The sequence below is a fragment of the Burkholderia lata genome (genome assembly GCF_902499335.1).
Taxonomy (GTDB): domain Bacteria; phylum Pseudomonadota; class Gammaproteobacteria; order Burkholderiales; family Burkholderiaceae; genus Burkholderia; species Burkholderia lata_B.
Genome location: NZ_CABVQK010000009.1, coordinates 208090 through 233392, shown reverse-complemented (window position 1 = coordinate 233392; position 25303 = coordinate 208090). Strand labels below are relative to the sequence as shown.

The 25303-nt window shown below is 67.0% G+C and carries 21 protein-coding genes; 7 read left to right on the top strand and 14 right to left on the bottom strand.

All coding sequences use genetic code 11. From position 1 onward, the window contains the following. The first annotated feature begins 257 nt into the window (after positions 1 to 257). Positions 258 to 1079 (top strand): IclR family transcriptional regulator, encoded by an 822-nt coding sequence (locus BCO18175_RS23245; RefSeq protein WP_174984384.1) that lies wholly within the window; start codon positions 258 to 260, stop codon positions 1077 to 1079. 173 nt (positions 1080 to 1252) lie between these two features. After that, a complete protein-coding gene (locus BCO18175_RS23240) occupies positions 1253 to 1804 on the top strand; it encodes a hypothetical protein (RefSeq protein ID WP_174918367.1) in 552 nt (183 codons plus the stop codon). A 664-nt stretch (positions 1805 to 2468) separates the two neighbouring features. Here the strand turns inward: BCO18175_RS23240 and BCO18175_RS23235 are convergent. From BCO18175_RS23235 to BCO18175_RS23215, 5 genes are all read right to left on the bottom strand, one after another. Next, positions 2469 to 4826, bottom strand: a complete 2358-nt coding sequence (locus BCO18175_RS23235) for a GNAT family N-acetyltransferase (RefSeq protein ID WP_174984381.1) — start codon at positions 4824 to 4826, stop codon at positions 2469 to 2471. 604 nt (positions 4827 to 5430) lie between these two features. Then, positions 5431 to 5730, bottom strand: a complete 300-nt coding sequence (locus tag BCO18175_RS23230; RefSeq protein WP_174918369.1) for an H-NS histone family protein — start codon at positions 5728 to 5730, stop codon at positions 5431 to 5433. A gap of 103 nt (positions 5731 to 5833) precedes the next feature. Then, a complete protein-coding gene (locus BCO18175_RS23225) occupies positions 5834 to 6106 on the bottom strand; it encodes a hypothetical protein (RefSeq protein WP_174940679.1) in 273 nt (90 codons plus the stop codon). Between the two features lie 61 nt (positions 6107 to 6167). Then, positions 6168 to 6695 (bottom strand): BON domain-containing protein, encoded by a 528-nt coding sequence (locus BCO18175_RS23220; RefSeq protein ID WP_174971459.1) that lies wholly within the window; start codon positions 6693 to 6695, stop codon positions 6168 to 6170. Positions 6696 to 6749: 54 nt separating this feature from the next. Beyond that, positions 6750 to 8228, bottom strand: coding sequence for a sigma-54 interaction domain-containing protein (locus tag BCO18175_RS23215; RefSeq protein WP_174984378.1), 1479 nt, complete (start codon positions 8226 to 8228; stop codon positions 6750 to 6752). 316 nt (positions 8229 to 8544) lie between these two features. Between BCO18175_RS23215 and BCO18175_RS23210 the strand changes: the two genes are divergently transcribed. Both BCO18175_RS23210 and BCO18175_RS23205 read left to right on the top strand, forming a co-directional pair. Next, entirely contained in the window at positions 8545 to 9948 is a 1404-nt protein-coding gene (locus BCO18175_RS23210) for a GntP family permease (RefSeq protein WP_174984375.1), read from the top strand. A gap of 245 nt (positions 9949 to 10193) precedes the next feature. Continuing rightward, on the top strand, positions 10194 to 10457 hold the full coding sequence (locus BCO18175_RS23205) for a DUF4148 domain-containing protein (protein ID WP_174918373.1): 264 nt from the start codon (positions 10194 to 10196) through the stop codon (positions 10455 to 10457). Positions 10458 to 10534: 77 nt separating this feature from the next. Here BCO18175_RS23205 and BCO18175_RS23200 read toward each other — a convergent pair whose 3' ends face one another. From BCO18175_RS23200 to BCO18175_RS23190, 3 genes are all read right to left on the bottom strand, one after another. After that, positions 10535 to 10900 carry a 5-carboxymethyl-2-hydroxymuconate Delta-isomerase gene (locus BCO18175_RS23200; protein WP_174918374.1) on the bottom strand — a complete coding sequence of 122 codons (366 nt, stop codon included), beginning with the start codon at positions 10898 to 10900 and terminating at the stop codon, positions 10535 to 10537. Between the two features lie 73 nt (positions 10901 to 10973). Continuing rightward, positions 10974 to 12569 carry a thioredoxin family protein gene (locus tag BCO18175_RS23195; protein WP_174984373.1) on the bottom strand — a complete coding sequence of 532 codons (1596 nt, stop codon included), beginning with the start codon at positions 12567 to 12569 and terminating at the stop codon, positions 10974 to 10976. 272 nt (positions 12570 to 12841) lie between these two features. Continuing rightward, complete coding sequence (locus tag BCO18175_RS23190) at positions 12842 to 13342, bottom strand: GNAT family N-acetyltransferase (RefSeq protein ID WP_174984371.1); 501 nt, start codon at positions 13340 to 13342, stop codon at positions 12842 to 12844. 576 nt (positions 13343 to 13918) lie between these two features. Here BCO18175_RS23190 and BCO18175_RS23185 point away from each other — a divergent pair. The 3 genes from BCO18175_RS23185 to BCO18175_RS23175 all read left to right on the top strand — a co-directional run bounded on the left by BCO18175_RS23185 (position 13919) and on the right by BCO18175_RS23175 (position 17958). Next, positions 13919 to 16264 carry a phosphocholine-specific phospholipase C gene (locus BCO18175_RS23185; protein ID WP_174984368.1) on the top strand — a complete coding sequence of 782 codons (2346 nt, stop codon included), beginning with the start codon at positions 13919 to 13921 and terminating at the stop codon, positions 16262 to 16264. A 269-nt stretch (positions 16265 to 16533) separates the two neighbouring features. Then, the gene (locus tag BCO18175_RS23180; protein WP_011353737.1) at positions 16534 to 16803 is read left to right on the top strand and encodes a hypothetical protein; all 270 of its coding nucleotides are present in this window, start codon (positions 16534 to 16536) and stop codon (positions 16801 to 16803) included. 159 nt (positions 16804 to 16962) lie between these two features. Beyond that, the gene (locus BCO18175_RS23175) at positions 16963 to 17958 is read left to right on the top strand and encodes a DedA family protein/thiosulfate sulfurtransferase GlpE (protein ID WP_174918378.1); all 996 of its coding nucleotides are present in this window, start codon (positions 16963 to 16965) and stop codon (positions 17956 to 17958) included. Between the two features lie 54 nt (positions 17959 to 18012). Here the strand turns inward: BCO18175_RS23175 and BCO18175_RS23170 are convergent, their stop codons facing one another. The 6 genes from BCO18175_RS23170 to BCO18175_RS23145 all read right to left on the bottom strand — a co-directional run bounded on the left by BCO18175_RS23170 (position 18013) and on the right by BCO18175_RS23145 (position 25209). Then, on the bottom strand, positions 18013 to 19473 hold the full coding sequence (locus BCO18175_RS23170; RefSeq protein WP_174918379.1) for an OprD family porin: 1461 nt from the start codon (positions 19471 to 19473) through the stop codon (positions 18013 to 18015). 165 nt (positions 19474 to 19638) lie between these two features. Continuing rightward, positions 19639 to 20658 carry an ABC transporter ATP-binding protein gene (locus BCO18175_RS23165; protein WP_174984365.1) on the bottom strand — a complete coding sequence of 340 codons (1020 nt, stop codon included), beginning with the start codon at positions 20656 to 20658 and terminating at the stop codon, positions 19639 to 19641. Further along, complete coding sequence (locus BCO18175_RS23160) at positions 20655 to 21647, bottom strand: ABC transporter ATP-binding protein (RefSeq protein WP_174984362.1); 993 nt, start codon at positions 21645 to 21647, stop codon at positions 20655 to 20657. The genes BCO18175_RS23165 and BCO18175_RS23160 overlap by 4 nt, the downstream gene beginning before the upstream one ends. Positions 21648 to 21732: 85 nt before the next feature. Further along, on the bottom strand, positions 21733 to 22635 hold the full coding sequence (locus tag BCO18175_RS23155) for an ABC transporter permease (RefSeq protein WP_174971486.1): 903 nt from the start codon (positions 22633 to 22635) through the stop codon (positions 21733 to 21735). A 13-nt stretch (positions 22636 to 22648) separates the two neighbouring features. Then, positions 22649 to 23587 carry an ABC transporter permease subunit gene (locus tag BCO18175_RS23150; protein ID WP_174918383.1) on the bottom strand — a complete coding sequence of 313 codons (939 nt, stop codon included), beginning with the start codon at positions 23585 to 23587 and terminating at the stop codon, positions 22649 to 22651. A gap of 11 nt (positions 23588 to 23598) precedes the next feature. Then, complete coding sequence (locus BCO18175_RS23145) at positions 23599 to 25209, bottom strand: peptide ABC transporter substrate-binding protein (protein WP_174971489.1); 1611 nt, start codon at positions 25207 to 25209, stop codon at positions 23599 to 23601. Between the last annotated feature and the right edge of the window lie 94 nt (positions 25210 to 25303).

Here is a 25303-nt window from a genome sequence, read left to right as displayed (position 1 = left end):
CGAACACCTTGAACCGGTGCCACCTGTCATGAATACCGGGTATTCGGGGCTTCCCTGTCATCCCGATAGGGAATCGATCCGTTCTTATCCGGTAACGATCGGTAAAAAGACGCTGCATTGCACACTAAATGTTTGTTGTTAAGCTCAAACGGTTGGCGTTCGTCGCCACACGCGGGCTCGACACAAGCAAGTTGCAGAATTGGTCAGCGTGCGTCGCCAATCGATCGAAAGTAATTCCCCCCAACTTCACACCGACAATGCAAACAACCAACGACCTGCTTCCCGGCTGCGACGCACGGGAATCGATGGGCGCAATCGACCGCTATCGCGCACCCGCGCTCGACAAGGGTCTCGACATTCTCGAACTCCTGTCGGAGCAGAAAGAAGGCCTCACCCGCACCGAAATCACGAAGGAACTCGGCCGCAACGCGAGCGAGATCTACCGGATGCTCGAACGCCTCGTCGCGCGCCGCTACGTGATGCGCTCGACCGGCGGCGACCGTTACACGCTCAGCCTCAAGTTGTTCTCGCTCGCGCACCGGCATCCACCGATGAGCCGGCTGATCGCCGAGGCCTTGCCGCCGATGCAGCGTTTCGCCGATTCCTCCGAGCAATCGTGCCACCTGTCCGTCTACGATCGCGGCAACCTGCTCGTGATCGCGCAGGTCGACGGGCCCGGCGCGTGGGGCGTGTCGGTCCGGCTCGGCTCGCGCGTCGGGCTCGCCGATACCGCATCGGGGCGCGCGATGCTGGCGTTCCAGGGCGCCGAGCAGCGCTCGCACATGCTCGTCGAGCACCGCAAGGTCAAGGGCGAAGCGCCACTGAACGAGCAGGAACTCGCGTATGCGTGCCAGTCCATCCGGCAGGACGGTTACCTGCGCCAGGACAGCCGCCAGGCGTACGGCGTGACCGACCTGACCGCGCCGATCCTCGGGCCGTCCGGCCATGCGATCGCGGTGCTGACGTGCCCGTACATGCGCCGGATCGATGCGCACATGGCGCCGTCCGTCGACGCGGTCGTCGAAGGGTTGCGCGACACGGCCGCCCAGCTGTCGATGTGCCGCGACGAAACCTGCTGACGCGCAGGCTCGGCGGAGCGCACCGGGTACGGCGCCATTGCGTCGATCCCGGTCGCGCGCAACATCTGCGCGCGGCGCGGCGCACGGTGCCATATCGTGCGCTCACGGCGCTACGCTAAAATAGCGGCCCTCTCAAAAACTACGGCGGCCGGTTGTCGCGGCTGTCGTGCCCGATGGATGTCATGGCCAAACTTCTGAACGATCAAGAATTCCAGCGTTTCTCCGAACTTCAGCAGAAGCAGGCAAGCTTCACGATCACGCCCGAAGAGGCGGACGAGCTGCGCGATATCGTCGCGCGCGCGCAGAAGAAGCGCGACGATCGTACCGCCGCAATGCAGGCGATCGAGAACTACATCGAGCAGTTCGACATCACGCCCGACGAGCTCTTCTCGCCCGAGCAGATCGGCGACGCGGCCCGCACCTATGGGCTCATCACGGCGACCAAGAAGGAACGCACGCTGCCGCCGTCGATCACGTTCAACGGCAAGCCGTACCAGTGGACCAAGACGCTTCCGGACGACGTGCGCGGCGCGCTGTTCGAAGCGTTCACGTCCGGCGAATCGGTCAAGCGCTTCATCGCGATGCCGAAGGACGCTGCACGCTGTGCGCTGACGATCGCCCGCCTCGAGCGTGAAACCGGCGCCGTCTATGCCGATCCGCACCTCGAGGAACTCGCGATTTCGCGCGACCAGGTGAACGACGCGGCGTTGAAACTCGCTGCCTGAAGGTAGCCGCGGGCACGGTTCGTGCGTGCCCGCCCCCTGCGCAACGCCGGCCTTGGCCGGCGTTGCGCTTGCGGGAACCGTGCGTCCGGGCGCTCCCGAAAAGTCTCACCTTGGCGTCCCGCAAGCGCTCACCTACACCTCCCGAAAAAGCTCACCAAGGCTCCCGGAGACCCTCACCGAAGCCTCCCGGATGTCCTCACCGACACTTCCCGCAGACCCTCACCGATGTGCCCCGGAAAGGCTCACCGGCGCCTCCCGAAGGTGCTCACCGGCCACTCCCGGGAAGGCTCACCGAGCGCTCCCGTATCGGCTCACCCCTTCCATCCCGGAGAAGCTCACCAGCGACTCCCGAAAAATCTCACCTTTTGAGCAAGTTCGAATTTTCGAGGGTGGAATACGGCGGTAAATGCGTGCGGACACCTTGCCTGAAACAGCGGCGAGGGACGGGCATCGCGACGAGCGGCACGCGTCTCGCGCTGCCTCACCGGTGCCGTTTGTGCGGCGATATTGCCGTTGCGAACAGGCGCCGCCACGTTCACGGTTGCTTCGCTCGCGAGACAGGTTCGAATGCTCTGCATTCCTGACTGGAAACATCCGCAACGTGCCCGCAGGCCGGAGGCATCGACTGCTGCGACGTCACCGCGCATCGGTCCGCCGGCAGACGCTACGGCTGCAGCTTCATCCTGAAGCCCACGACGCCGGGCTCCTCCGTCGTCGACACAGCAAAACCGCACGACTTCGCTAGCGAGATCATCGCCGAGTTTTCGCGCAGCGCCTCGCCGATCATCCATGCGGTTCCGCGCGAACGCGCATAGTCGATGATCCGGTTCATCATCAGCCGGCCAAGCCCCTTACCCTTCTGATCGGGTCGTACCGCGATCGCGAACTCCGCCGTCTCGTTGTCGGGATCCGCAACCGCACGCGCCACCGCGAGCGTGTGGTCGCGCCCGGACACATCGGTGAACGACACGATGAAAGCCATCTCACGGTCGTAATCGATCTGCGTCATGCGCGCGACCTGCGAATGATCGAAGCTGCGCACCGCGCCGAAGAAACGCATCCGCAGATCGTCCGGTGTCATCGCGCCGAGCAGCTCGTTGTGCGCGGCCTCGTCTTCCGGACGGATCGGGCGGATCGTCACCGTCTCGCCGCGCCACTCGAGCGTCTGCTCGAGGTGGCGCGGATACGGCATGATCGCGAGCCGGCTGCGCCCCGCAGCCAGCGTGATGCGCGGCGCGATCACCTGCGCGCGGTCGGGCAGCACGCGCAGCGTGACCGACATCGCAACGACTTCCCGCACGTCGCAGACGACCTGCGACAGCGCCGTCAATGCATCGAGCGTCGGCTCGATGGGCGTGCTGCGCGCATACGGTGAACGTTCCATCACCGCGCGGGCGAGCACGCTGTTCAGCGGCGGCAGGCCATAGACGACGAACGGCGCTGAGACGCCGTCCGCGGGCGGCACGGCATAGCGAAACACCGGGCCGAAGTTCGAATCGTCGTACATGTCGACGGTGACATCGACCACTTTCTTCCCGGCCGGCTCGGCAGGCGGTTCGCCGTGCAGGCCGAAATGCGACAGCCAGTGCAACGCGGCTTCGCCGGTCAGCTCGTGCTGGCCGGCTTCGACCCTCCGGCGCACGTCGGCCTGCGCGGATGCAACGCACTCGGCCGGCTGCGGCGGCGTACCCTCGGGCGTTTGCATCAGCAGCTGCCGCCCGAGGTTGTAGTCGACGAGACGCGCATACGCGCGTGCAAGCCGCTGCGGCGTGGTGTGCACGGGAATACCGTTCGCGTGCAGCGCATCGCGCGTCGCCGAGTCGACCGCGCCGAAGAAACACGCGAGGATGCCGCGATGCGCGTACTGCCGTGATTCGATCAGCGTGTGCGCAACCGCATCGGCCGGCGCGCTGTGGGAAGTCGAATGGACGACGAACAGCGTGCCCGTTTGCGGGAACGGCGCGAGCGCCTTGACCGCCGCGGCAAAGTGTTCGGGGCGCGCATCGTCGCCCAGCGTCAGCGGATTGCCGGGCGCCGCGAGATGCGGCAGCGCGGCCGACACGGCCGACGTGGCCGCGGGCGACCAGTCGGCCAGCACGTCGCGCACCTCGGCCACTGCATCGACCGCGAGCTTCGCGACGCCCGCATCGCTCGTCACGAGCGTGGCCGCGCCGCGCGCCGTGACGCGGCCGACGCCTAGCGTCTCGATCTCGTCGAGCAGATCGTCGAGCGCATCGACACGCACCATCCCCGCGCGCTGGAACGCCGCCGTATAGAGCGCGTCGCCGGGATCGGCGCGGCCGGTGCGCAAGGCGAGCACCGGCTTGTTGCGTGCGGCCGCGCGCGCGGCCGACATGAACTTGCGCGCGGCACGCACGGTATCGAGTTCGAGCAGGATCGCGCGCGTGCCGGGATCGCTCGCGAGATAGTCGAGCACGTCGCCCGCATCGACGTCCGACTCGCTGCCGAGCGCGACGACGTGCGAAAAGCCGAGGCCCCGTGCATCGGCCCAGCCGAGCACCGCGTTCGTCAGCGCATTCGATTGCGACACCCACGCGACACCGCCCGATCGCGCCGTATAGGCCGGCGCGCCGAAATGCGCATGCCGTGCAGGCGACAGCACGCCCAGGCTGCCGGGCCCGACGACACGGAGCACGAACGGCTTCGCCGCCTTCAGCGTGCGATCGAGCGCGGCGCGATCGGCGTCCGTGCGCGCCTCGCCGACGATCACCGCCACGCGCGTGCCGAGCTCGCCGAGCTTGCGAACGATGCCGGCCCAGGTCGCGGGCGGCGTGCAGATCACGGCAACCGACGGCGCCGCAGGCAACCGGTCGACATCGGAAACGACCGCATGCCCGTGCAGGTCACGATACTTCGGATTGACGGGCCACACGGGCCCCTGGAATGCACCGTCGAGCACGCGCGACCACACCATCGCGCCGATACTGCCCGCGCGCGACGACGCGCCGACGACCGCAACGGACTTGGGCTGGAACAACGCATCGAGATGGCGAACGGTCACATCGGCTCCCTGCGGTAACGAAAGACGACCCGATCGGCATGCGGCACGCACCGTGCCGTGCGCCGATCGACGCGAACCCCAAGCATAGGCGAACCGCATGCGGCTGCCTATATGCCGAACGGCCGACTATTAGACACGCGTCAACGCTCTCACCATGGGCCTGTAACACGAGCACGGAAGCCATCGCCGCGCGCCGGCCGTACACATTCGCTCGGCGCACGCGGTGCGCGCATGCGGTGCGACGCTGCGTCCGCTTCGTCAAAGGTGAGGATTTACAGGAGCCATGGTGAGGATCTTCGGGAATTGCACGGCGCCACGCGCAAACACGCGAAAGGTGATCCGAATTCGCGGCACGCATGCACCGCGAGAATCGCGCAGGCCAATGCGCATGCGCAGCACAATTGCAGTGCTGTTTACCGGAATTCACCGCGATATACCGTCGAATCGCGGCGAATTCGCAAATCAGGATCCGTTAATTGCGCGGCTTCGCAGTTCAATACGCCGTCGGAAATCGCACCGGGAATGCACAAAAACAAAACGGTGCGACGGCCGCATGGCCGTTCGCACCGTCAGTCAGCACGCGAAAGGTGAGGTTTTTCGGGAGTCAGTCCTTGATCAGGAAACGCTCGCGATTCTTGCCGAGCCACGTCGGCGATCGCCCGCGGCCACTCCACGTTTCGCCCGTCTTCGGGTTCAGGTATTTCGGCGGCGACGTACGCTTCGGCTTCGCCGTGGCAGCCGCCGCTCCTACCGGGCGAAACCCGAGCTCTTCCGGCGTAATGTCGTATTCCTCGATTTTCGCGCGGATATCGGCAATCGCATCGGCAATCGCCTTTTCGCGTTCCTTGTCGATCTTTTGCTGAAGCCGTTCGAGCTGCGCGGTCAGTTGCCTGTAGGTCGCCATATGGATGGGACTCCGTGAGTGTTATTCGTGAAAAATAGATGACTCTCAGCCAACAGAAAAACACTTCGCCCGATCGGGGTCTCCCCAGCCGGTTATCTCGGGATCAATAACCGCTCTTCTTCTTGCATGCGAAGAGAAGATTTCGCGTGGCGTCATCGCTCGATTGCTGAAGCACTTCGAAATCCCCGTTGCAGATCGCCCGGGCATTGTCCGTGCAATTGCTCCAGTCGCTGCCGGTGCATTGCACCTGTGTGGTCGGACGCCCGTCCGAAGTGAACAGCGGCGCGCTGCCGCCACACCCGCCGAGCCCCGCAACCAGAGCCAACACCACGGCCGCCCGGGGCCACCGACAGACCGACGCAAGCATGTGTTTCATTGTTGTTCCCGTCAACCTTTTTTTGAATGTCGCGAGTATGCCATGCGCGGCCCTTCCGCCGTCAGTTCGGCGTGCGGCCCGGTTGCCCGCGCGCCTTGTACGGCAAGCTCTTGCGCGGATCGTCGGTGATGCGAACGAACACCTGCTCGACGTCCGGAAGCGCCTCGAGTTCGCGTTGCAACGCCTGCCGATCGAACGCCGTATCGGCACATCCTTCGACGTAAATGAAACGTCGCTGCACGGTGATCCACAGGCTCGTGCCATGCAGCCGGTCGGAGCCGGCGAAGTGCGCCTTCACGACATCGGCGATCGGCGCGTCATACATATAAGAGTTCGGCTTCGTGCAGCGGTGCGCGAGCCAGCAGGTGGTGCCGCGTTCGGCGCGGTAATGCGCGTCGTCCGTCATCTCGGCCCGGGTCATCCATGGGCCGAGCGGCAACGGGCATTCGGCCACGTCCCGCGACAGCGCGATGAACGGATCGTTGTACCAGTTGCGCCGCGCCTCGGGCGCGTCGGCGTCGCCGAGCTGCGCGAGCGCGGAGGTCGCCAGCAACAGGGCCAGCCACCCCGCGATGCCGATCCGTTTCATCGTGATCTCCTGTTCGATGCGTCACGTCCGAGCGCGTCGGCCTGGCCGATCGGCCTACCGGTCGATGCCCAGCGCCGCCAGCTTCTTGTACAGCGTCGCGCGGCCGATCCCGATGCGCGCGGCCGCTTCCACCACCTTCCCGTCACAGGCCGCCAGCGCATCGGTCAGGAACTTGCGCTCCCACGCCGCCAATGCATCGGCATACGAAGCGGCCGGCGCAGCAGGCCCTTCGCCCGCACGCCGCTCGACCGGCTGCGCGACAACCGGCTGCGCCGGCGCTGCACCGTCCGTCGATACGCGCACCGGCCCGAGGAACGGCGCAAGCGCACGCGCATCGATCACCGACCGGTCCGACAACATCAGCGCGCGTTCGAGCGTATTGCGCAACTCGCGCACGTTGCCCGGCCACGGATACGCACACAGCATCCGCAGCGCATCGTCGGTCAGCTCGCAATGGGCGGCACGCCCGTGCTGTGCGGCCAGTTCCTCGAGCGTTGCGTAGACGAGCGCCGCGATGTCGGACGCGCGCTCGCGCAGTGGCGGCGCGTGGATCGTCAGCACGTTCAGCCGGTAATAGAGATCTGCGCGAAAACGCCCGGCCCCGACCAGCGCCGGCAGGTCGGCGCTGGTGGCCGCGATGATCCGGACGTCCGCGCGCACGATCCGGTTCGAGCCGACCGGCTCGAATTCCTTGTCCTGCAGCACGCGCAGCAGCTTGCCCTGCAGCGGCAGCGGCATGTCGCCGATCTCGTCGAGAAACAGCGTGCCGCGATCGGCCAGCTCGAACTTGCCGACGCGCCCCTTGCGGTCGGCGCCCGTGTACGCACCGGGCGCCGCGCCGAAGAATTCGGTTTCGAGCAGCGTGTCGGGAATCGCGGCGACGTTGACGGTCACGAGCGGCTGGAGTGCACGCGCCGACGCCGCGTGGATCGCATGCGCGAGCAGTTCCTTGCCGGTGCCCGTCTCGCCGAGCAGCAACACCGGCGAATCCACCTGCGCGGCGCGGCGCGCCTGGCGCTTGGTTTCGAGACTCGCGGCGCTCGTGCCGACGAAGCTCGCGAACGTGTATTTCGCGCGGCGCGCCTGCGCGAGCGAACGCTGCGTTGCAATCAGCTGCTGCTGAAGCTGTGCGTAGCGGGAAAAGATCGGCGTGAGCGTCTTCAACTGGTCGAACAGCGCGAAGCCGATCGCGCCGACCGTCTCGCCGGCCTCGTTCTTCAGCGGCAGGCGCGTGACGACGAGCGGCTCGCGGCCCGTCTCCATGATGTCGAGCAGGATCGGCTGCCCGGTCGACACGACCTCGCGCATCAGGCTGTTCGGGATCACGGCCTCGCAGTCGAGGCCAACGGCCTGCTGCGGATCGGCGAACCCGAAGCGCGCCGCGTACCGTTCGTTCATCCACACGACGCGCGCATCGCGATCGACGACCACCGTGCCCGCGCTCGAATCCTCGAAGGTCCGGAACAGCGACTCGGCGGCGCGCCGCAGCACGTCGCCGTAGTTGACGGGCAGGCGGGCCCAGTCGTTCATCATCGTGTCGTCGTCTCCGTGTATTGTTGGCCGGTTGTCTCCAGAACGGGACGGATTATCTCACTATGGAGACACGCCGCAATGCGTTGTCCGGGAAAGCCCTGCCTGATTCCACGGGCTGGCCGGACGGCCAATTCGTCTCCGGATGGAGACGTTTTATGTAGAATCCTCAGACAACGACCGGCGCGGGCCCGCCAGTCTCCGGCGGACCCACGTCCGGCGGCGCAATCCGGCCGATGGCACGAAACCTGCACGAACCTGAGCCGGTCCGCGGCGCATCGCGCGATCGAACAACAACCAAAGCCATTAGGAGACTCCCTTGTCTTTCGTGATCGTCCTCGCCGCGCTGGCGTTCCTGATGTTCGCCGCGTACCGCGGCTACAGCGTGATCCTGTTCGCGCCGATCGCCGCGCTCGGCGCGGTCCTGATGACCGAGCCAGCGGCCGTCGCTCCGGTCTTCTCCGGCATCTTCATGGAGAAGATGGTCGGCTTCGTCAAACTGTATTTCCCGGTGTTCATGCTCGGCGCCGTGTTCGGCAAGGTGATCGAACTCTCCGGGTTCTCCGAGTCGATCGTCCATGCGGCGATCCGCTACATCGGCCGCTCGCGCGCGAATGCGGTGATCGTCGCGGTGTGCGCGCTGCTCACCTATGGCGGCGTGTCGCTGTTCGTCGTGGTATTCGCGGTCTATCCGTTCGCGGCCGAGCTGTACCGCCAGAGCAACATTCCGAAGCGGCTGATGCCCGGCGCGATCGCGCTCGGCGCGTTCTCGTTCACGATGGATTCGCTGCCCGGCACGCCGCAGATCCAGAACATCATCCCGACCACGTTCTTCAAGACGACCGCCTGGGCCGCCCCGGCGCTCGGCACGATCGGCTCGCTGTTCATCATCGTCGTCGGCCTCTCGTATCTCGAATGGCGCCGCCGTTCGGCGATGGCGAAGGGCGAAGGCTACGGCACGTCGCTCGTCAACGAACCGGAGCGCGTCGCGGCCGAATCGCTGCCGAGCCCGTTCCTCGCGATCCTGCCGCTGATCCTCGTCGGTGTGTCGAACTTCGCGCTCACCAAGCTGATCCCGACGTGGTACGGCGCTGCGTCGTACACGGTCGCGCCCGACGTGCTGCCGGGCGTGCATACGCCGGTGACGACGTCGATCAAGACGGTCGTCGCGATCTGGTCGGTGGAGGCCGCGCTGCTGCTCGGCATCCTGCTCGTCATCGCCACCGCGTTCAAGCGTGTCAGCGAACACTTCGCGGCCGGGTCGAAGGCGGCGGTGGGCGGCGCGCTGCTCGCCGCGATGAACACCGCGTCCGAATACGGCTTCGGCGGCGTGATCGCCGCACTGCCGGGCTTCCTCGTCGTCGGCGATGCGCTGAAGAGCATTCCGAACCCGCTCGTCAACGCGGCCGTGTCGGTCAGCTCGCTCGCCGGCATCACGGGCTCGGCGTCGGGCGGCATGAGCATCGCGCTCGCCGCGATGTCGGACCTGTTCATCAAGGGCGCGCAGGCCGCGAACATCCCGATGGAGGTGCTGCACCGGGTCGTCGCGATGGCGAGCGGCGGCATGGACACGCTGCCGCACAACGGCGCGGTGATCACGCTGCTCGCGGTCACGGGCCTCACGCACCGCCAGTCGTATCGCGACATCTTCGCGGTCACGATCATCAAGACGCTCGCGGTGTTCTTCGTGATCGCCGTGTACTACACGACGGGGCTCGTGTAACACCCTCCGCAGCGGCCCGTCTCCGGGCCGCCGCCCGCCGGCCGCGTCGATGCGGCCGGCTTCTCCTCCGCTCCCCCCCTTTGCCGAACGCCGTCCAGGCGCTCTCGCCGGCTCACTCATTGTTGTCTGCAGCAGAACACTACGTTGGGCGTAGCGGCATTTTTCGCGACGCAGGCGAGGCCTACACTGGTTTCGACGGTCGCCGTATGCGATCGGCACCGTCGAAAACCTGGAGGTATCCGTTCATGAACCCGCTGATCCGCACCATCGCCCTGGCTGCCGCATTCGCCGCGCCCCTCGCCGCGCACGCGCAAGCCAACCAGCCGCTCACGCGCGCCGAAGTTCATTCTGAAGTGGTTGCATTGAGAAAGGCCGGCTTCCAGCCGAGCGACTGGTTCTACCCGGCCAGCATTCAGGCCGCCGAGGCGAAGATCGCCCGGCAGCAGGGTGCGCCGCGTGCCACGGGCGCCGGCTACGGCAATCGCAGCACGTACTCCACGGGCCAATAGTCCAGTTTCGAACCCGTGGGCGGCGCTCGCGTCAGCGCCACGTTGCCGGCCCGCGCAGCACACGCCGCCCTGCCCGGTCAGCGCGGCTCGATGCTCGCTTTCGTGTAGGACTCGCGCTCCAGCTCCAGTATTTCCGCGCACAGCTGCAGGTGCGTGCCGGGCGGCGCGACGACGTGCCGCTTCAGTTCCGCCAGCACCTGCTCCGAAAATTCGCGCTTGACGTCAGTCGTCCGGCCGCTCAGCACCGCGAGCTTCGCGTGGACGAACGCGCGCGGCGCCGGCGACGTGCCGATCGCGAACGTATCGAACCGCAGCGCGCGGCCCTTGATGTCGAGTTCGTCGAAATGGCCGGACGCGGCAAGCGCGGCATTGAGCGCGCGCAGGGTCGCGCCGGCGTCGAACCCGTCGAGGTTCGCGGAATATTCGAGTGTCAGGTGGGGCATGAAGTCGGTGGCCTCGTGGGTATCGGGAACAGCGCCGGACGGCATCCCGAAAGCCCACGCAGTGCCACCGGATCTATGCCTTGACCGGCTGGATCAGGCGCGCGCAGGCACTTGCCTGCGGATCGCCGGCGGGCAGTTTCCCACAGATGCCGTCGAACTGCTTCACGACCGACCTGACCGATGCATCGTGCGCGCCGCCGCCGCGCCAGCGGTTCAACTGCGTGACGACCTTGGTCAGCGCGCGCAGGTTCGCGCCATAGAACGCGTCGCGCGTCTTGTCGGCCTGCGCGAGCACGCTCGCGGCGATCCCTTCGATGCGCGCCGAATCGTCCGGCGCCAGTTCGACCGCATTCGCAAAGTAGGTCGCGCCCCAGCGCAGCTTCGTCGCCGGCCCGCTCGCCGCGTCGTACGCCTTGCGGTACCAGTCGAGCGCCGCGGCCTTGTCGCCGCGCGCCTTCGCATTCGCTGCCAGTCCGGACATGAAGTAGTACGGCGTGGACGAACGCGGCAACTCGGCCTTCAGCAACGCATCCGACTCGTCGTACAGCCCCGCGTCGGTCAGCGTGTCCGCGCCTTCGCTGACGAGCGCCTGCCGCTCGTATGCATTCGCGGCGCCCTGCACCGACGCGGCGATCTGCTTGCGCGCCGTGTCGGCCAGCGCCGGCGCGGCAAGCGGCGCGCCCTTGCGTGCATCGCCGCGCGCGAGCAGCACGCGGCCGTGCAGCGCCATCAACCGGTCGATCGACGACAGCGTGGTGTCGGTCGACAGGCGCGCGAGCGCCGCGTCATATGCGCCTCGCAATTTCGCGCGCTGCGCGTCGTCGCTGCCGAGATACGTGACCACGCGCGCAGGCGCCGCGACGAGCACATCCGAATCGGCCCGCGACAATGCAGGGTCCTGCAGCACCGTGCGCAGCGAATCGGCAAGCGCCGCCTTGTCGAGCGCGCCGGCCTGCGCCGGATCGTCGGACGCGGCGACCACGGCCGACTTCAGCGCGAAGCGCGCCGATTCGGCCTTCGCGCCGGCCGCCCGCGCGCGTTGCGCGAGCGACTGCAGCGTCTCGGCGACGCGATCGGCCGCCACCGGCAGCGCGCCGTCGGTATCCCACGAATAGTCGGCCAGCAGGCGCCATTCGTCCGGCGTCAGCGACGCGCCGTTCTTCAGTGCGGTCGCGAGCGTCTGCCGCACCGGATGCGCGGCCGTCATCCCGAGCGATAGCGCCTGCATGTAGCGATCGAGATCGGCTTCGCCCGGCAGCCGCGTCACTTCGGTGCCGTCGGGACGGAACAGGATCATCGTCGGATAGCCGTGCACCTTGAAACGCTCGCCGAGCTTCTGCGCGCTTTCGGTATCGCCGTCGAGATACACGGGCACGAAGAACGACGAACGGGCTTTGAATGCCTGCTGGCTGAAGATCGTCGACTTCACCTGGTTGCACGACGGGCACCACACCGCGCCCCAGTACAGCAGCAGCGGCTTGCCGGTGCGCTTCGCCAACGCGAAGGCGGCGTCGACGTCGCCGTGCTGCCATGCGATGCCGGGCGGCAGATGCGCGCCGTCAGGCGACGCGCTCGCCACCGGGGCGGCCGTGGGCGTGGCAGCGGCAAGCGCCGCACCCGCGGCGGCGAGCAGGCAGGCGGCAGTCAGATTCCGGAGAGCGGTTTTCATCGAAGCGGGTCCGTTGAAAGAGACGGTTGCGGGAAGGTGCGGCGCGCGAAGCGATGGCTGTGAAGCGACAGCCATGAAGCGATGACGATGAAGCCTGCCGACGTGCAACGCCGCGCATGATCGTTACGGAGAAGTGCACGCCGGCCGAGGCGACCGGCAAATCCTTCAACGATACGACGGGCACAGCCGGCAGAAAACGAACGAATTCTCGAATGAATATGACGCGCGGCATCGCGGCCGCGCGTGCTGTCAGATACGCGTCGGCCGAGCCTTCACTGCCGCGCCTTGATCCGTGCCATGTGATACACGGACTCATGCACGCCGTCGCGCAATGCATAGCCCTGCGATTCGCCCTCGATCCGGAAGCCGTGCTTCTCGTAGAGCGCAATCGCCGCGCGGTTGTCGGTGAACACGGTCAGCTCGAGACGCGTGATGTTCAGCCAGTTTTCCGCGAGATCGATCGCGGCCGCGAGCAACCGGCCGCCGATACCGCGCCCGTGACGCGCCGCATCGACCATCATGCCGAGCCCTGCCGCATGGCGCCGGCGCGGATTCTGTTCGGGATGCAGGCCGAGGTGGCCGACCACCACGCCGTCGATTTCGGCGACGATGCTCACGCCGTGCTCGCGCACGCCATCGAGCCGCTTCTGCCATTTCTCGAACGACGGAAACGGATGCTGCAACGTATTCGCGTACACCGCGGGATGCGCGGCGATCTGCCGGATCGCGTCGACGTCGTGCGTCTCGCTGTGCCGGATCGTGATGTCGGTCATGGGTGGGCCGGTTCCGAAAAGTCGCGCCAGTCGCGCGGGCTGCACACGTGCGCAGCAACAGATCGAGCTTAGCCGATTTCACGCATTTGAAACATGGTCGTCATGCGATGCCGTTGCACCCGCAACGACACGCGATCACACCACCTCGCCACGAGCAGGAAAATTTTGACCGGTTCCGCAAACGGCAATCGGTAATTTCCGACGCATTTTCGCCGCGCGTCGCCTCTCGATCAATCGTTGCGCACGCAACGTCACATGAGCGACATGCGATGTCATGTCTTCATCACGTCGACGTAACGCCGTCTCCCTAGACTGGGCGTCGCCCAACCCGGCATGCGCCGGGTTGGCGTGTGCCGACGTCCTGGCCCGCGCATCACGAGCGCGCGTTGCACAGGATCGCGGCGACGGCCAAGGCATCCGCGCGACATCACGCATCGCGCGCGGTGCGCGTACCTCCGCCACGCATCGGCCGATGCACTCGAACGCACACGCCGCGCGAATCGTCCCAGGGGGGCGATGCACGGGCGCCTCCAGACGAAGTCACGAACGCTCCCATCATCACAGGACCCGAACGCCATGACGTCACGCCGCAAATTCCTCCAGCAGACCGCCACTTCCGGCCTCGCCGCCGCCGCGCTGTCCGCGTTTCCGCCGAGCATCCGCCGCGCGCTCGCGATTCCCGCGTTTCACGAAACGGGGACCATCAAGGATGTGAAGCACGTCGTGCTGCTGATGATGGAGAACCGCGCTTTCGACAGCTACTTCGGCACGTTCAGGGGCGTGCGCGGTTACGGAGACCGCTTCGCGGTGCCGTCGCCGAACGGCCGCAACGTGTTCTACCAGACGTACACGAAGCCGACGCCCGCCACCACCGTCACGCCGTATCACCTCGACGCGAGCCAGGGCAACGCGCAACGCGCGGGCGGCACGCCGCACACGTGGGCCGATGCGCAGGCCGCGTGGGACCACGGCCGGATGAACCGCTGGCCCGACGCGAAGACGCCGCTGGCGATGGGCTACTTCGACGCGGCGGAAGTACCGTTCCAGCGCGCGCTCGCCGATGCGTTCACGCTGTGCGACCACTACCACTGCGGGATGCACACGGGCACGATCGCGAACCGCCTGTTCTACTGGAGCGGCACCAACGGCCCGAACGGCATCAGCCCGGCCGACGGCAGCCGCGTGAAGATCGCCGCGCTGAACAACCAGTTCAACGGCGGCAACGACATCGGCCCGTCGAGCCAGGGCTGGACCTGGACCACCTACGCCGACCGGCTGCAGCAGGCCGGCGTGAACTGGAAGGTCTACCAGAGCCTGATCGACAACTTCGGCTGCAACGAGATGATGAGCTTCCGCCACTGGCGCGCGGCGATCGAGCAGATGCCGCCGGCTCGCCGGCCCGCGTACGTCGCGTCGACGGACATCACGCAGCCCGTGACGGCGGCCGGCGCGTTCTACGATCCGGCGATCGACGATCCGCTGAGCCCGCTCGCGAAAGGGTTCGGCAACACGATGCCGTACGGCTTCCTCGAATCGTTCCGCGACGACATCCGCAACGGCACGCTGCCCGAGGTGTCGTGGATCATCCCGCCGTCCGTGTACAGCGAACACCCGGGGCCGTCGAGCCCCGCGCAGGGCGGCTGGTACGTGCAGGCCGTGCTCGATGCGCTGACGGCGAACCCGGAGGTGTGGAGCAAGACCGTGCTGCTGGTCAACTACGACGAGAACGACGGCTTCTTCGACCACATGCCGTCGCCGGCCGTGCCGTCGCGCAACGCCGACGGCACGCTCGCGGGCGGCCATACGCTACGGGATGCCGACGTCGCCGCCGAGTACCACGACTTCACGCCGGCCACGTCGAGCCAGCCGGCGGCCGATGGCCGTCCGTACGGCCCGGGCCCGCGCGTGCCGATGTGGGTCGTGTCGCCGTGGAGCCGTGGCGGCTGGGTCAACTCGCAGGTGTTCGACCATACGTCGACGCTGCTTTTCCTCGAAAAGCGCTTCGGCGTCGCGGAGCCGCAGATCAGCGCGTACCGCCGCGCGGTGTGCGGCGACCTGACGAGCGCGTTCAACTTCCGCTCGCCGAACAACGAACCGCTGCCGACGCTCGCCGGCCATACGACGAAAAGCCAGGTCGACGCGCTGAGCGCCGCGCAGCAGGCCGCGCCGAAGATCGTGCCGCCGGCCGTGCCGTCATTGCCCGCGCAGGCCACCGGCGTGCGCCCGTCGCGCGCGCTGCCTTACGAACTGCATGCCAGCGCGCGCGCCGATGCCGGCAACGGCACGGTCACGCTGACGTTCGCGAACACGGGCCGCGCCGCCGCCGTGTTCCACGTCTATGACAAGCTGCACCTCGACCGCCTGCCGCAACGCTACGTCGTCGAACCGGGCAAGACGCTGCACGGCGACTGGTCCGCGCGCGCCGACAATGGCGGTAAATATGACCTGTGGGTGCTGGGCCCGAACGGCTATCACCGCCGCTTCACCGGCGACCTGAGCCGCCTGGCCGGTGCACGCGCGCCTCATCCGGAAGTTCGCGTCGGCTATGCGGGCGCGAGCGGCAACCTCCACCTGCGGCTGCGCAACCACGGCGGCGGCACGGTGCGCTTCACCGTGAAGTCGAACCAGGTCTACGGGCCGCTGTCCGGCCGCGGCGCACACGACGATCGCGGTCATGGCCAGGGCAGCGAGGACGGCAACAGCCAGGGGCACGGCCACGGTACCGGTACCACGTGGACCGTCACGGTGCGCGCCGGCGACCAGGCCGAACTGCACTGGAAGCTCGACTCGACCGGCCACTGGTACGACTTCATCGTCACCGCGGACAGCGACGCGAGTTTCTCGCGCCGCGTCGCCGGCCGCGTCGAAACCGGCCGCCACTCGGTCAGCGACCCGGCAATGGGGCTCGCCGACCGCTTCTGATGCCACCGTGGCGACCCGCGTTGCGCCGCGTGTCGCCACCCGAGCCGGCCCGGCCGCGAACGGCGGTCAGGCGCCGGCCGCAGTTGCGCCCGATCCTGCGCAAACGCCCGCCCCGCGTGGCTCAAACATCAGAAGGAACCCTGCTTCAGCCCTCATTTCGCCCCACGAAATTGCTCCGAATTGCGGCCCGTTCGCGTTAAACTGCGTCAAGCTGCATTCAACAAAGACATCTTCGCCACTACGGCATCCACGATACGAGGATAGGTTCGATGCGCACTACCGGCTCATCCGGGGCAATGACCCTGCTCACCGAACACGACCCGGCCGACGGCCGCGAACTGCGCTCGCTCAGGCTCGAAGCAACCGGCGACGGCAAGAGCGTGCTGCTGATCGAGATCGACGAACGCAAACCCGGCATCCACCGCGAAGTCCGCTACGAGATCACGCCGGCCGAACTGATCGCGGCGATCCGCTCGCACGGCGCCGAGCTGCCCGGCGAAAACCACGGCGCAGCGTCGCTCGCCCGCACCTCCTCCTGATTTGATTTCGGACGGTGAGCCGCACACAGATCGCCGGCTCACCGACATCCCCCTGCCGCCATCAGGCGCTTTCCGTCATTCCCGCCGTTGTCTTGAAAAAGGCCGATAATCGGCCCATCTGTGTGCTTTCCGCACGCGTTTCCTTTTCGGCCAGCCGTCATGCTCCTCCGCGACCTCGTCGCCCAATACGGGCCGCTTCTCGTCTTCGCCAACGTACTCGCGGCGGCCATCGGGCTGCCGGTGCCCGCGATGCCGACGCTCGTGCTGTTCGGCGCGATGTCCGCGATGCATCCGGCGATGATCGGCTCGCAACTGGTCACGGTGGTCGCGCTGTCGGTGCTCGGCGCCCTGATCGGCGATACGGTCTGGTACCTCGCCGGCCGGCGCTTCGGCGGCACGACGCTGAAGACGATCTGCCGGCTGTCGCTGTCGCGTGACAGCTGCGTGAAAAAGACCGAGCGCTTCTTCGGCCGCTACGGCGTGCGCGTGCTCGCCGTCGCGCGCTTCATTCCGGGGCTGTCGCTCGTGTCGGTGCCGATGGCCGGCGCGTTCGGCACGCGCTATCGCACGTTCGTCGGCTACGATGCGCTCGGCGCCGCGCTGTGGACGATCGTCGGGCTGGTGGTCGGGGTGATGTTCTATCGCCAGATCGACTGGCTGTTCGCCGGTGCGGGCCAGCTCGGCCGCGTGGCGCTGCTGGCAGCCGTCGCGGTGCTGGCGGTGTACGCGGCGATTCGCTGGATGCGCCGTCGCGCGCTGATCCGCCAGCTCGCGAGCGCACGGGTCGGTGTCGACGAGCTCGACGCGATGCTGCGCGATACGTCCGCGCCGGTGGTCCTCGACGTGCGCTCGCCCGAGCACCGCAAGCTCGATCCGTTCACGATTCCCGGCGCACAGTTCGCGGACGAACGCCAGATCGGCGACATCGTCGCGCGCTACCCGTTCACGCAGAAGTTCGTCGTGTATTGCTCGTGCCCGAACGAGTTCACGGCCGCGCTGATGGCGAAGCGCCTGCTCGACGCAGGCTTCACCGATGCGCTCGCGCTGCGCGGCGGCCTCGACGCATGGCGCGATACGGGCCGCCAGCTCACGTCGCTGGTGGAAGACATGCCCGCCGCGAACGATCCGGTCGCGGGGCTGCACAAGCCGGCCTGATCGTTTCGATCGAAGGCCGGCCGTGCGATGCGGGGGCGCATGCGCCCCCTTCGATCAGAACGCGTGCAGCGGCAGGTTCACGACCAGGCGGTACTCGGTGTTCGTCGCGTCCGAGTAGTGCGCCGAACCGGCGTGCCACATCGCGATGAACGTGACCTTCGTGTCCTTCAGCTTGCCGCTCTGGAACGTGTACGACGGGATGAAGCCGAACTCGTGGTGACGACCCTGCACCGGCGCGCCGTTGCTCCAGTAGATGCTCGACTTGCTCGGGTCGTTCGCCGCGCCCGCGCTACCGTCCGCACCCCAGCCCGTCACGCCCCAGACCATCGCCTTGAAGCCCGGCAGGCCCGCTTCCTTGCCGTAGAACGTGTAACGCAGCTGCAGCGACTTTTCGTGCGGCGCGTTGTAGTCGACGTCCATCGAGTTGGTCAGGAAGATGCCGTTCGTTTCGTTCAGGTAGTCGAAGAACTGGTCGCCGAGCACCTGCTGGAAGCCGAGCAGCAGCTCGTGCGGGCCGTGCTGCGCGGCCAGCGACAGGCTGTATGCGTTGTTGTTGATCTTGCCTTGCAGCGCATCGCCCGTGTCGTGCGTCGAATAGACGTTGCCGAAGCCCGTCCACTTGATCGTCTGCGGGCTGCCGATGCTGTGCTTCACCGACGCGTAGTACTGATGCCACACGTCGTCGGCCTGGTTCGCGTACAGCGCGACTTCGCCGTTCGGCGAGTAGTCCCACGTACCGCCGACATACGACAGGCGATTGATGCGCGTGCCGCCGTACTGCGTCGTCAGGTTGGTGAGCGTCGTGTGACCGCGCGCGTCGGTCTTCGTGAAGCTACCGGCCTCGAGCATCACGTTCTTGAATTCATTGCTGACGAGAGTCGCGCCGAGGAACGTCGGCGGCAGTGCACGGTTGTCGTGCTGTTCCATGAACGGGTTGTCGACGGCCTGCAGACCGTACTTGACCACCGTGTTCGAGATGCGCGCCTTCACGTCGTAGATGCCGGGATAGGCCCATGCGAGCTGGTTGCCGCCACCGCCGCCCTTCGCGATGTGCACCATGCTGCCGGCGCCCTGGCCGCCGTCGAGCTTCAACGCCGCATACAGCGACGCGTCGAAACCGATACCGATCAGGCCCGTCGTATAGCCCGACTCGAAGTTCGCCATCGCGCCCTGGACCCACGCGTGACGATGCGGGCCGCCCTTGGCGTCGAGCACGTCCGCATAGTTGCGGAACAGGAAGTTCAGATGGCTGTCGGCAATGAAGCCCTTCGACTGCGACTGGGCCGACGGCTCGTCGGGCGGCGTGACGGCCTGGTTCGCTTCGGCGTTGATAATGGCGTTCGGGGTCGTTGCCTGCGCAACGGTCGTGCCCGGTGCGGCCTGTGCGACCGTCAGCGGTGCGGGGGCCGCATCGTCGGCGTGCGCGACGCCCGTCAGCGAGACACCGGCGAGTGCCGGCAGCCCCCATGCAAGCAGCATTTTCGATGCCGTCCCGATCGTCTTCTGTTTTTTCATCGTCATTCTCGTCTTGTGTTGATATCGTCCACGCCGGTTGCGATCCGCTCCCGGCCCCCCGGCGCGCCCGGTTAAGGACGCGCCTGTACCCGCGGCGCGAAGATCGTTCGCGCCGCACCTACCCCTGTTGACCTGCCTTGGTTATGTTTGCTGCGTCACTTCAGCTCACGCCACACCCGCGCGGATGCACGCGACACGCGCTGCCGACCCCTGCCGAACTTCCGGCAGCGGCACGTCCTGCGCGCACGCTTCGATCGCGACCGGGCAGCGCGTGCGGAACGCGCAGCCGGACGGCGGGTTGAGCGGCGAGGGCATCTCGCCCGCCAGGAGCATCGGGCGGCGAGCACGCTCGCGCGCCGGCTCCGGCGTCGGCGCCGCGTCGAGCAGCGCCTTCGTGTACGGGTGCTGCGGCACGCCGTACACGTCATGTCGCGTGCCGAACTCCATCACGCGACCGAGATACATCACGAGCACACGCTGGCTGATCGCCTTCACCACCGCCAGATCGTGTGCAACGAACAGATAGGACAACGACAGTTCGCGTTGCAGATCACGCAGCAGGTTCACGATCTGCGCCTGGATCGACACGTCGAGCGCCGATACGGGTTCGTCGCAGATCACGAGCTTCGGCTCGCCGATCAGCGCGCGTGCGATGCCGACGCGCTGGCACTGCCCGCCGGAAAATTCGTGCGGATAACGCAGCAGGTGATGCGCGTTCAGGCCGACGCGTTCGAGCATCGTGACCACGCGGCGGCGCACCTCGGCGCGGCCGAGGCCGGCCTGGTGCGTGACGAGCGGCTCGGCGACGACCTGTTCGATCGTCATGCGCGGATCGAGCGACGCGAGCGGATCCTGGAAGATCATCTGCACTTCGCTCCGCATCGTGGTGCCGCGCAGGTGATCGGGCGCCACGGCTTCGCCGCGCCATTTCACCGTGCCGGCCGTCATCGGCACGAGGCCGATCAGCGCACGCGCGAGCGTCGACTTCCCGCAGCCCGATTCGCCGACGAGCCCGACGGTCTCGCCGCGCTTCACGTCGAACGACACGCCGTCGACGGCGCGCAGCGTGCCCTTCGGCGACCACGGATAGCCGCCGAGCGGCACGCGGAAATGCACTTTCAGACCATCGACGGACAGCAGCGTGTCGTCCGTCGCGCCGGCATGGCGGCGTTCATTGACGCTCATCGCAGACCTCCCGTCAGATCGGCCACGGGACGGTGGCACGCGCGCACCGCGCCCACGGCGCCATAGGTTTCGAGCGCGGGGCGCGCCGCGCCGCAGCGTTCTTCCGCATACGTGCAGCGCTTCGCGAACGCGCAGCCGGCCGGCGCGGTGCCAGGCATCGGCGGGTTGCCGGGAATCGCGACGAGCGGCGCATCGTCCGCGTCGGTCAGGCGCGGCAGCGCGTTGAGCAGGCCGATCGTGTACGGATGCGACGGCGCCGCGAAGATCGATTCGGCCGGCGCGTATTCGACGGTGCGGCCCGCATACATGACCATCACGTCGTCCGCGAGGCCCGCGACCACGCCCATGTCGTGCGTGATCAGCACGATCGCGGTGCCGCGCTCGCGGTTCAGTTCACGCAGCAGGTCGATGATCTGTGCCTGCACCGTCACGTCGAGCGCGGTGGTCGGCTCATCGGCGATCAGGACTTCCGGCTCGGACAGCAGCGCCATCGCGATCATCACGCGCTGGCGCATGCCGCCCGAGAACTCGTGCGGATACATGCGGATGCGGCGCGCCGCATCGGGAATGCGCACCGACTCGAGCGCCTCGATCGCGCGCTTCGTGGCTTCCTTGCGCGACAGCTTGCGATGCAGCTGCAGCGTCTCGGTCATCTGCCGCTCGATCGTCAGGAACGGATTGAGCGACGTCATCGGATCCTGGAAGATCATCGCGATCCGGTCGCCGCGCACCTTGTTCAGCGCGCGCGAATCCATCTCGAGCAGGTTGTCGCCGCGATAGCGCGCGGCGCCGGTCGTCGAGCCGTTGCCGGCCAGCAGGCCGAGCATCGCCATCACGGTCTGGCTCTTGCCCGAGCCCGATTCGCCGACGATGCCGAGCGTCTTGCCGGCTTCGAGCGAGAACGACACGCCGCTCACGGCGTCGACCGGCGGCGCGTCCTTGCGCGTGAAGCGCACACCGAGGTTGTCTACTTCTAGTAGTGCGGTCATGCCAGCCTCCGCCGGGCCGCCCCAAGGAGGCTGGCCGCCCCCTCGGGGGGCAGCGAATAAAATGAGCGTGGGGGTCGTTTCATCGTCAGCGATCCTTCGGGTCGAGCGCGTCACGCAGGCCATCGCCGACGAAGTTCACGCAGTAAAGCGTCACGCACAGCATGACGGCCGGGGCCAGCAGCAGCCACGGCATCGATTCCAGTTTCTGCGCGCCGTCCTGGATCAGCACGCCCCAGCTCGTCATCGGCTCCTGCACGCCGAGGCCGAGGAACGACAGCACCGATTCGGTCAGCACGATGCCCGGCACCGAGACCGTCGCGTACACGACGACCACGCCCAGCAGGTTCGGCACGATGTGGCGCAGCACGATCGATGCCGGCGACACGCCGATCGCACGTGCCGCATCGACGAACTCGCGGCTGCGCAGCGACAGCGTCTGGCCGCGCACGACACGCGCCATGTCGATCCACGAGAACGCGCTGATGGTCAGCACGACCAGCATGAACGAGCGGCCGAACAGGGTCATCATCAGGATCGCGATCAGCAGGTACGGAATCGCGTACATCATGTCGACGATGCGCATCATCACGGAGTCGACGCGGCCGCCCGCGAAGCCCGCGGTCGCACCCCACGCGACGCCGAACAGGCCCGACACGAGCGTGCCGAGCAAGCCGACCTCGATCGACACGCGGCCGCCGATCAGCGTACGCACCAACAGGTCGCGGCCGAGTTCGTCGGTGCCGAACCAGTGCTGGTTCGCCCAGGTGGGCGGCAGGCTGATCGAGCCCCAGTCGCTCGCGGCGGGATCGGCCGCGAGCAGCCACGGGCCGACGAAACACGTGAGCGTGACCAGCACGAGCAGCACGAGGCTGAACACGGCCGCACGGTTGTGAAGGAAGCGCGCCATCGCAAGCGCGAGCGGCGAGCGCGAACGCGGCGGCGAGTCGGTCTGCACGGGCAGGCCGACGACAGGAGTAGTCGGAGTCATCGCTGTGCCTCGCTCAATAACGGATACGCGGATCGAGCCACGCGTACGCGAGGTCGACCAGCAGGTTGAACAGCACCGCGCAGACCGTCGTCAGGACGACGAGGCCGAGCACCAGCGTGTAGTCGCGGTTGATTGCACCGTTCACGACGAGCTGCCCCAGCCCCGGCAGCGCGAACACCGATTCGGTGACCACGGCCGCCGTGATCGACGAGATGCAGACCGTGCCGAACAGCGACACGACCGGCATCAGCGCGGGCTTCAGCGCGTGGCGCAGCACGATCGTCGAGCCCGGCAGGCCCTTCGCGCGCGCGGTGCGGATGTAGTTGCTCGACAGCGTCTCGATCATCGAGCCGCGCATCACGCGTGCGAGCAGCGACATGTTGATGAAGGTCAGCAGCACGATCGGCAGCAGCCGGTACTGCCAGCCGCCGTCGCCCCAGCCGCCCGCGGGCAGCCAGCCGTTGCCGGACGACGTCTTCAGCAGGATCGCGAAGATCCACACGAGCACGGGGCCGAGCACGAACGGCGGGATCACGTTGCCGAAGTTGCCGATCAGCATCACGAAGCGGTCGATGAAGCTGTCGCGGCGCACGGCCGCGACGGTGCCGAGCAGCACGCCGCACCCGATCGAGATCGGGATCGACACGCCACCCACGCCGAGGCTCACGGGCAGCGCCTTCTTCACGAGATCGTTCACCGACCAGTCGACGTAGCGGAACGACGGGCCGAGATCACCGTGCAGCAGCGCGTTCAGGTACAGCAGGTACTGCTTCCACAGCGGCTCGTCGAGGTGATACTTCGCGTTCAGGTTCGCGAGCGTGGCCGCGGACAGCTGCTTCTCCGTATCGAACGGGCCGCCGGGCGTGAAATGCAGGAGCAGGTAGCAGACGGTGACGACCGCGAGGATCGTCGGCACCGCCCACAACGTGCGCCTCAGTGCGTAGGCCAGCATGATCGCTCCGCTCAGTGCTTGATCAGGTACATGTCCTGCGAAGCACGCATGTCGATCACGTTCTTCAGCGAGTAGCCGCCCACGTAGGGCTTCACGAGACGGTCTGCCGAGTACTGGAACAGCGGCACCATCGGCGTGTCGTTCATCGCCGCGTCGTGCGCCTGCGTGAGCAGCGCGGCGCGCGCCTTGTCGTCGAGCTTCTGGTTGCCGTCCTCGACGTACGTGTCGACCTGCTTGTTGCAGTAGCCGACGGTGTTCTGCGAGCTGCCGCAGCGGATCAGGTCAAAGAAGGTCATCGCGTCGTTGTAATCGGCGAACCAGCCGTCGCGCGCGATCTGCACCTTGCCGTCATGCCGCTCCTTCATCAGCACCTTGAACTCGACGTTCTCGAGCTTCGTGTTGATGCCGAGCTTCGTGCGCCATTCCGACGCGGTAAACAGCGCGACCTTCTTGTGCAGGTCGTTGGTGTTGTACGTCAGCGTGAACGACAGCGGCTTCGCGTCCGAGTAGCCGGCCTGCTTCAGCAGGCCCTTCGCGGCCTCGATGCGCTTGGCCATCGGCCACGACGCCCATTCCGGCGTGAACGGCTGCACGCCCTTCGTGCCGTTCGGCATCAGGCCGTACATCGGCTTCTCGCCGGCCTGCGTGAGCTTCGACGTCAGCACTTCGCGATCGATCACCATCGACAGCGCCTGGCGCACGCGCTTGTCCTTCAGTGCCGCATCGCTGTTGTTCAGGTAGTAGTAGTAGGTCGCGAGCTGCAGGCCCGGGCGCAGTTCGCCGCCGAACTGCTTGCTGACCTGCTGGAAGATGCCAGACGGAATCGAGTAGCTGTAGTCGATCTGACCGGCCTGGTACATGCGCATCGCGGTTTCGTCGCTTTCGATCGGCAGGAACGTGACCTTGTTGATCACGACCTTCGACGCGTTCCAGTACTTCGCGTCCTTCGTCACGACGATGCGGTTGTTCGGCTGCCAGTCGACCAGCTGGTATGCACCGTTGCTGACGATGTTGCCCGGGCGCGTCCACGCGTCGCCGAACTTCGCGACGACATCCTTGTTCACCGGCACGAGCGGCGCCATCGCGGTCAGCTCGGGGAAGAACGCGACGGGCGCGTCGGTCGTCACCTCGAGCGTGTACGGATCGACGGCGCGCACGCCGAGCGTCGACGGCGCGGCCTTGCCCGCGATGATGTCCTTCGAGTTCTTCACGAATTCGACGAGGATCGTGTATTTCGAGCCCGTCTTCGGATCGACGAGGCGCTGCCACGAATAGACGAAATCGGCGGCCGTCACCGGCTGGCCGTTGCTCCACTTCGCGTCACGGCGAAGCTTGAAGATCCACGTCGTCGGCGTCTTGTGTTCCCACGACAGCGCGACACCCGGCACGACCTGGCCGCCTGCATCGATGCGGGCCAGCCCTTCGAACAGGTCGAGGCCGATCGTGTTGCCGGTCCACGACTCGATGTGCGCGGGGTCGAGCGACTCGACTTCGGCGGGCACCTGGCGCGTCAGGTCCTGTTGAGGAGCGAGCGCGACGTTCGACGGAACGGTAACGGCGTGGGCGGCAGGCGTCAGGGCGAGCGCGGCCAGCACGGCCGACATGGCATGCAAGGATTTCATCGTGGCAGTCTTGAGAAGGGTTGTTCGGTGAGCGTCGCGCGGCGGATGCCGCGGTTTACGCGTGAGACGCTGACGGGTGCAGCGATTGAGGAGG

What these genes read in the sequence shown, in the direction of transcription:
- BCO18175_RS23245 (WP_174984384.1), top strand. Translation starts at nt 258, where the DNA reads ATGCAAACAACCAACGACCTGCTTCCCGGCTGCGACGCACGGGAATCG.
- BCO18175_RS23240 (WP_174918367.1), top strand. Translation starts at nt 1,253, where the DNA reads ATGGATGTCATGGCCAAACTTCTGAACGATCAAGAATTCCAGCGTTTC.
- BCO18175_RS23230 (WP_174918369.1), bottom strand. Translation starts at nt 5,730, where the DNA reads ATGGCGACCTACAGGCAACTGACCGCGCAGCTCGAACGGCTTCAGCAA.
- BCO18175_RS23225 (WP_174940679.1), bottom strand. Translation starts at nt 6,106, where the DNA reads ATGAAACACATGCTTGCGTCGGTCTGTCGGTGGCCCCGGGCGGCCGTG.
- BCO18175_RS23220 (WP_174971459.1), bottom strand. Translation starts at nt 6,695, where the DNA reads ATGAAACGGATCGGCATCGCGGGGTGGCTGGCCCTGTTGCTGGCGACC.
- BCO18175_RS23215 (WP_174984378.1), bottom strand. Translation starts at nt 8,228, where the DNA reads ATGATGAACGACTGGGCCCGCCTGCCCGTCAACTACGGCGACGTGCTG.
- BCO18175_RS23205 (WP_174918373.1), top strand. Translation starts at nt 10,194, where the DNA reads ATGAACCCGCTGATCCGCACCATCGCCCTGGCTGCCGCATTCGCCGCG.
- BCO18175_RS23200 (WP_174918374.1), bottom strand. Translation starts at nt 10,900, where the DNA reads ATGCCCCACCTGACACTCGAATATTCCGCGAACCTCGACGGGTTCGAC.
- BCO18175_RS23195 (WP_174984373.1), bottom strand. Translation starts at nt 12,569, where the DNA reads ATGAAAACCGCTCTCCGGAATCTGACTGCCGCCTGCCTGCTCGCCGCC.
- BCO18175_RS23190 (WP_174984371.1), bottom strand. Translation starts at nt 13,342, where the DNA reads ATGACCGACATCACGATCCGGCACAGCGAGACGCACGACGTCGACGCG.
- BCO18175_RS23185 (WP_174984368.1), top strand. Translation starts at nt 13,919, where the DNA reads ATGACGTCACGCCGCAAATTCCTCCAGCAGACCGCCACTTCCGGCCTC.
- BCO18175_RS23180 (WP_011353737.1), top strand. Translation starts at nt 16,534, where the DNA reads ATGCGCACTACCGGCTCATCCGGGGCAATGACCCTGCTCACCGAACAC.
- BCO18175_RS23175 (WP_174918378.1), top strand. Translation starts at nt 16,963, where the DNA reads ATGCTCCTCCGCGACCTCGTCGCCCAATACGGGCCGCTTCTCGTCTTC.
- BCO18175_RS23170 (WP_174918379.1), bottom strand. Translation starts at nt 19,473, where the DNA reads ATGAAAAAACAGAAGACGATCGGGACGGCATCGAAAATGCTGCTTGCA.
- BCO18175_RS23165 (WP_174984365.1), bottom strand. Translation starts at nt 20,658, where the DNA reads ATGAGCGTCAATGAACGCCGCCATGCCGGCGCGACGGACGACACGCTG.
- BCO18175_RS23160 (WP_174984362.1), bottom strand. Translation starts at nt 21,647, where the DNA reads ATGACCGCACTACTAGAAGTAGACAACCTCGGTGTGCGCTTCACGCGC.
- BCO18175_RS23155 (WP_174971486.1), bottom strand. Translation starts at nt 22,635, where the DNA reads ATGACTCCGACTACTCCTGTCGTCGGCCTGCCCGTGCAGACCGACTCG.
- BCO18175_RS23150 (WP_174918383.1), bottom strand. Translation starts at nt 23,587, where the DNA reads ATGCTGGCCTACGCACTGAGGCGCACGTTGTGGGCGGTGCCGACGATC.
- BCO18175_RS23145 (WP_174971489.1), bottom strand. Translation starts at nt 25,209, where the DNA reads ATGAAATCCTTGCATGCCATGTCGGCCGTGCTGGCCGCGCTCGCCCTG.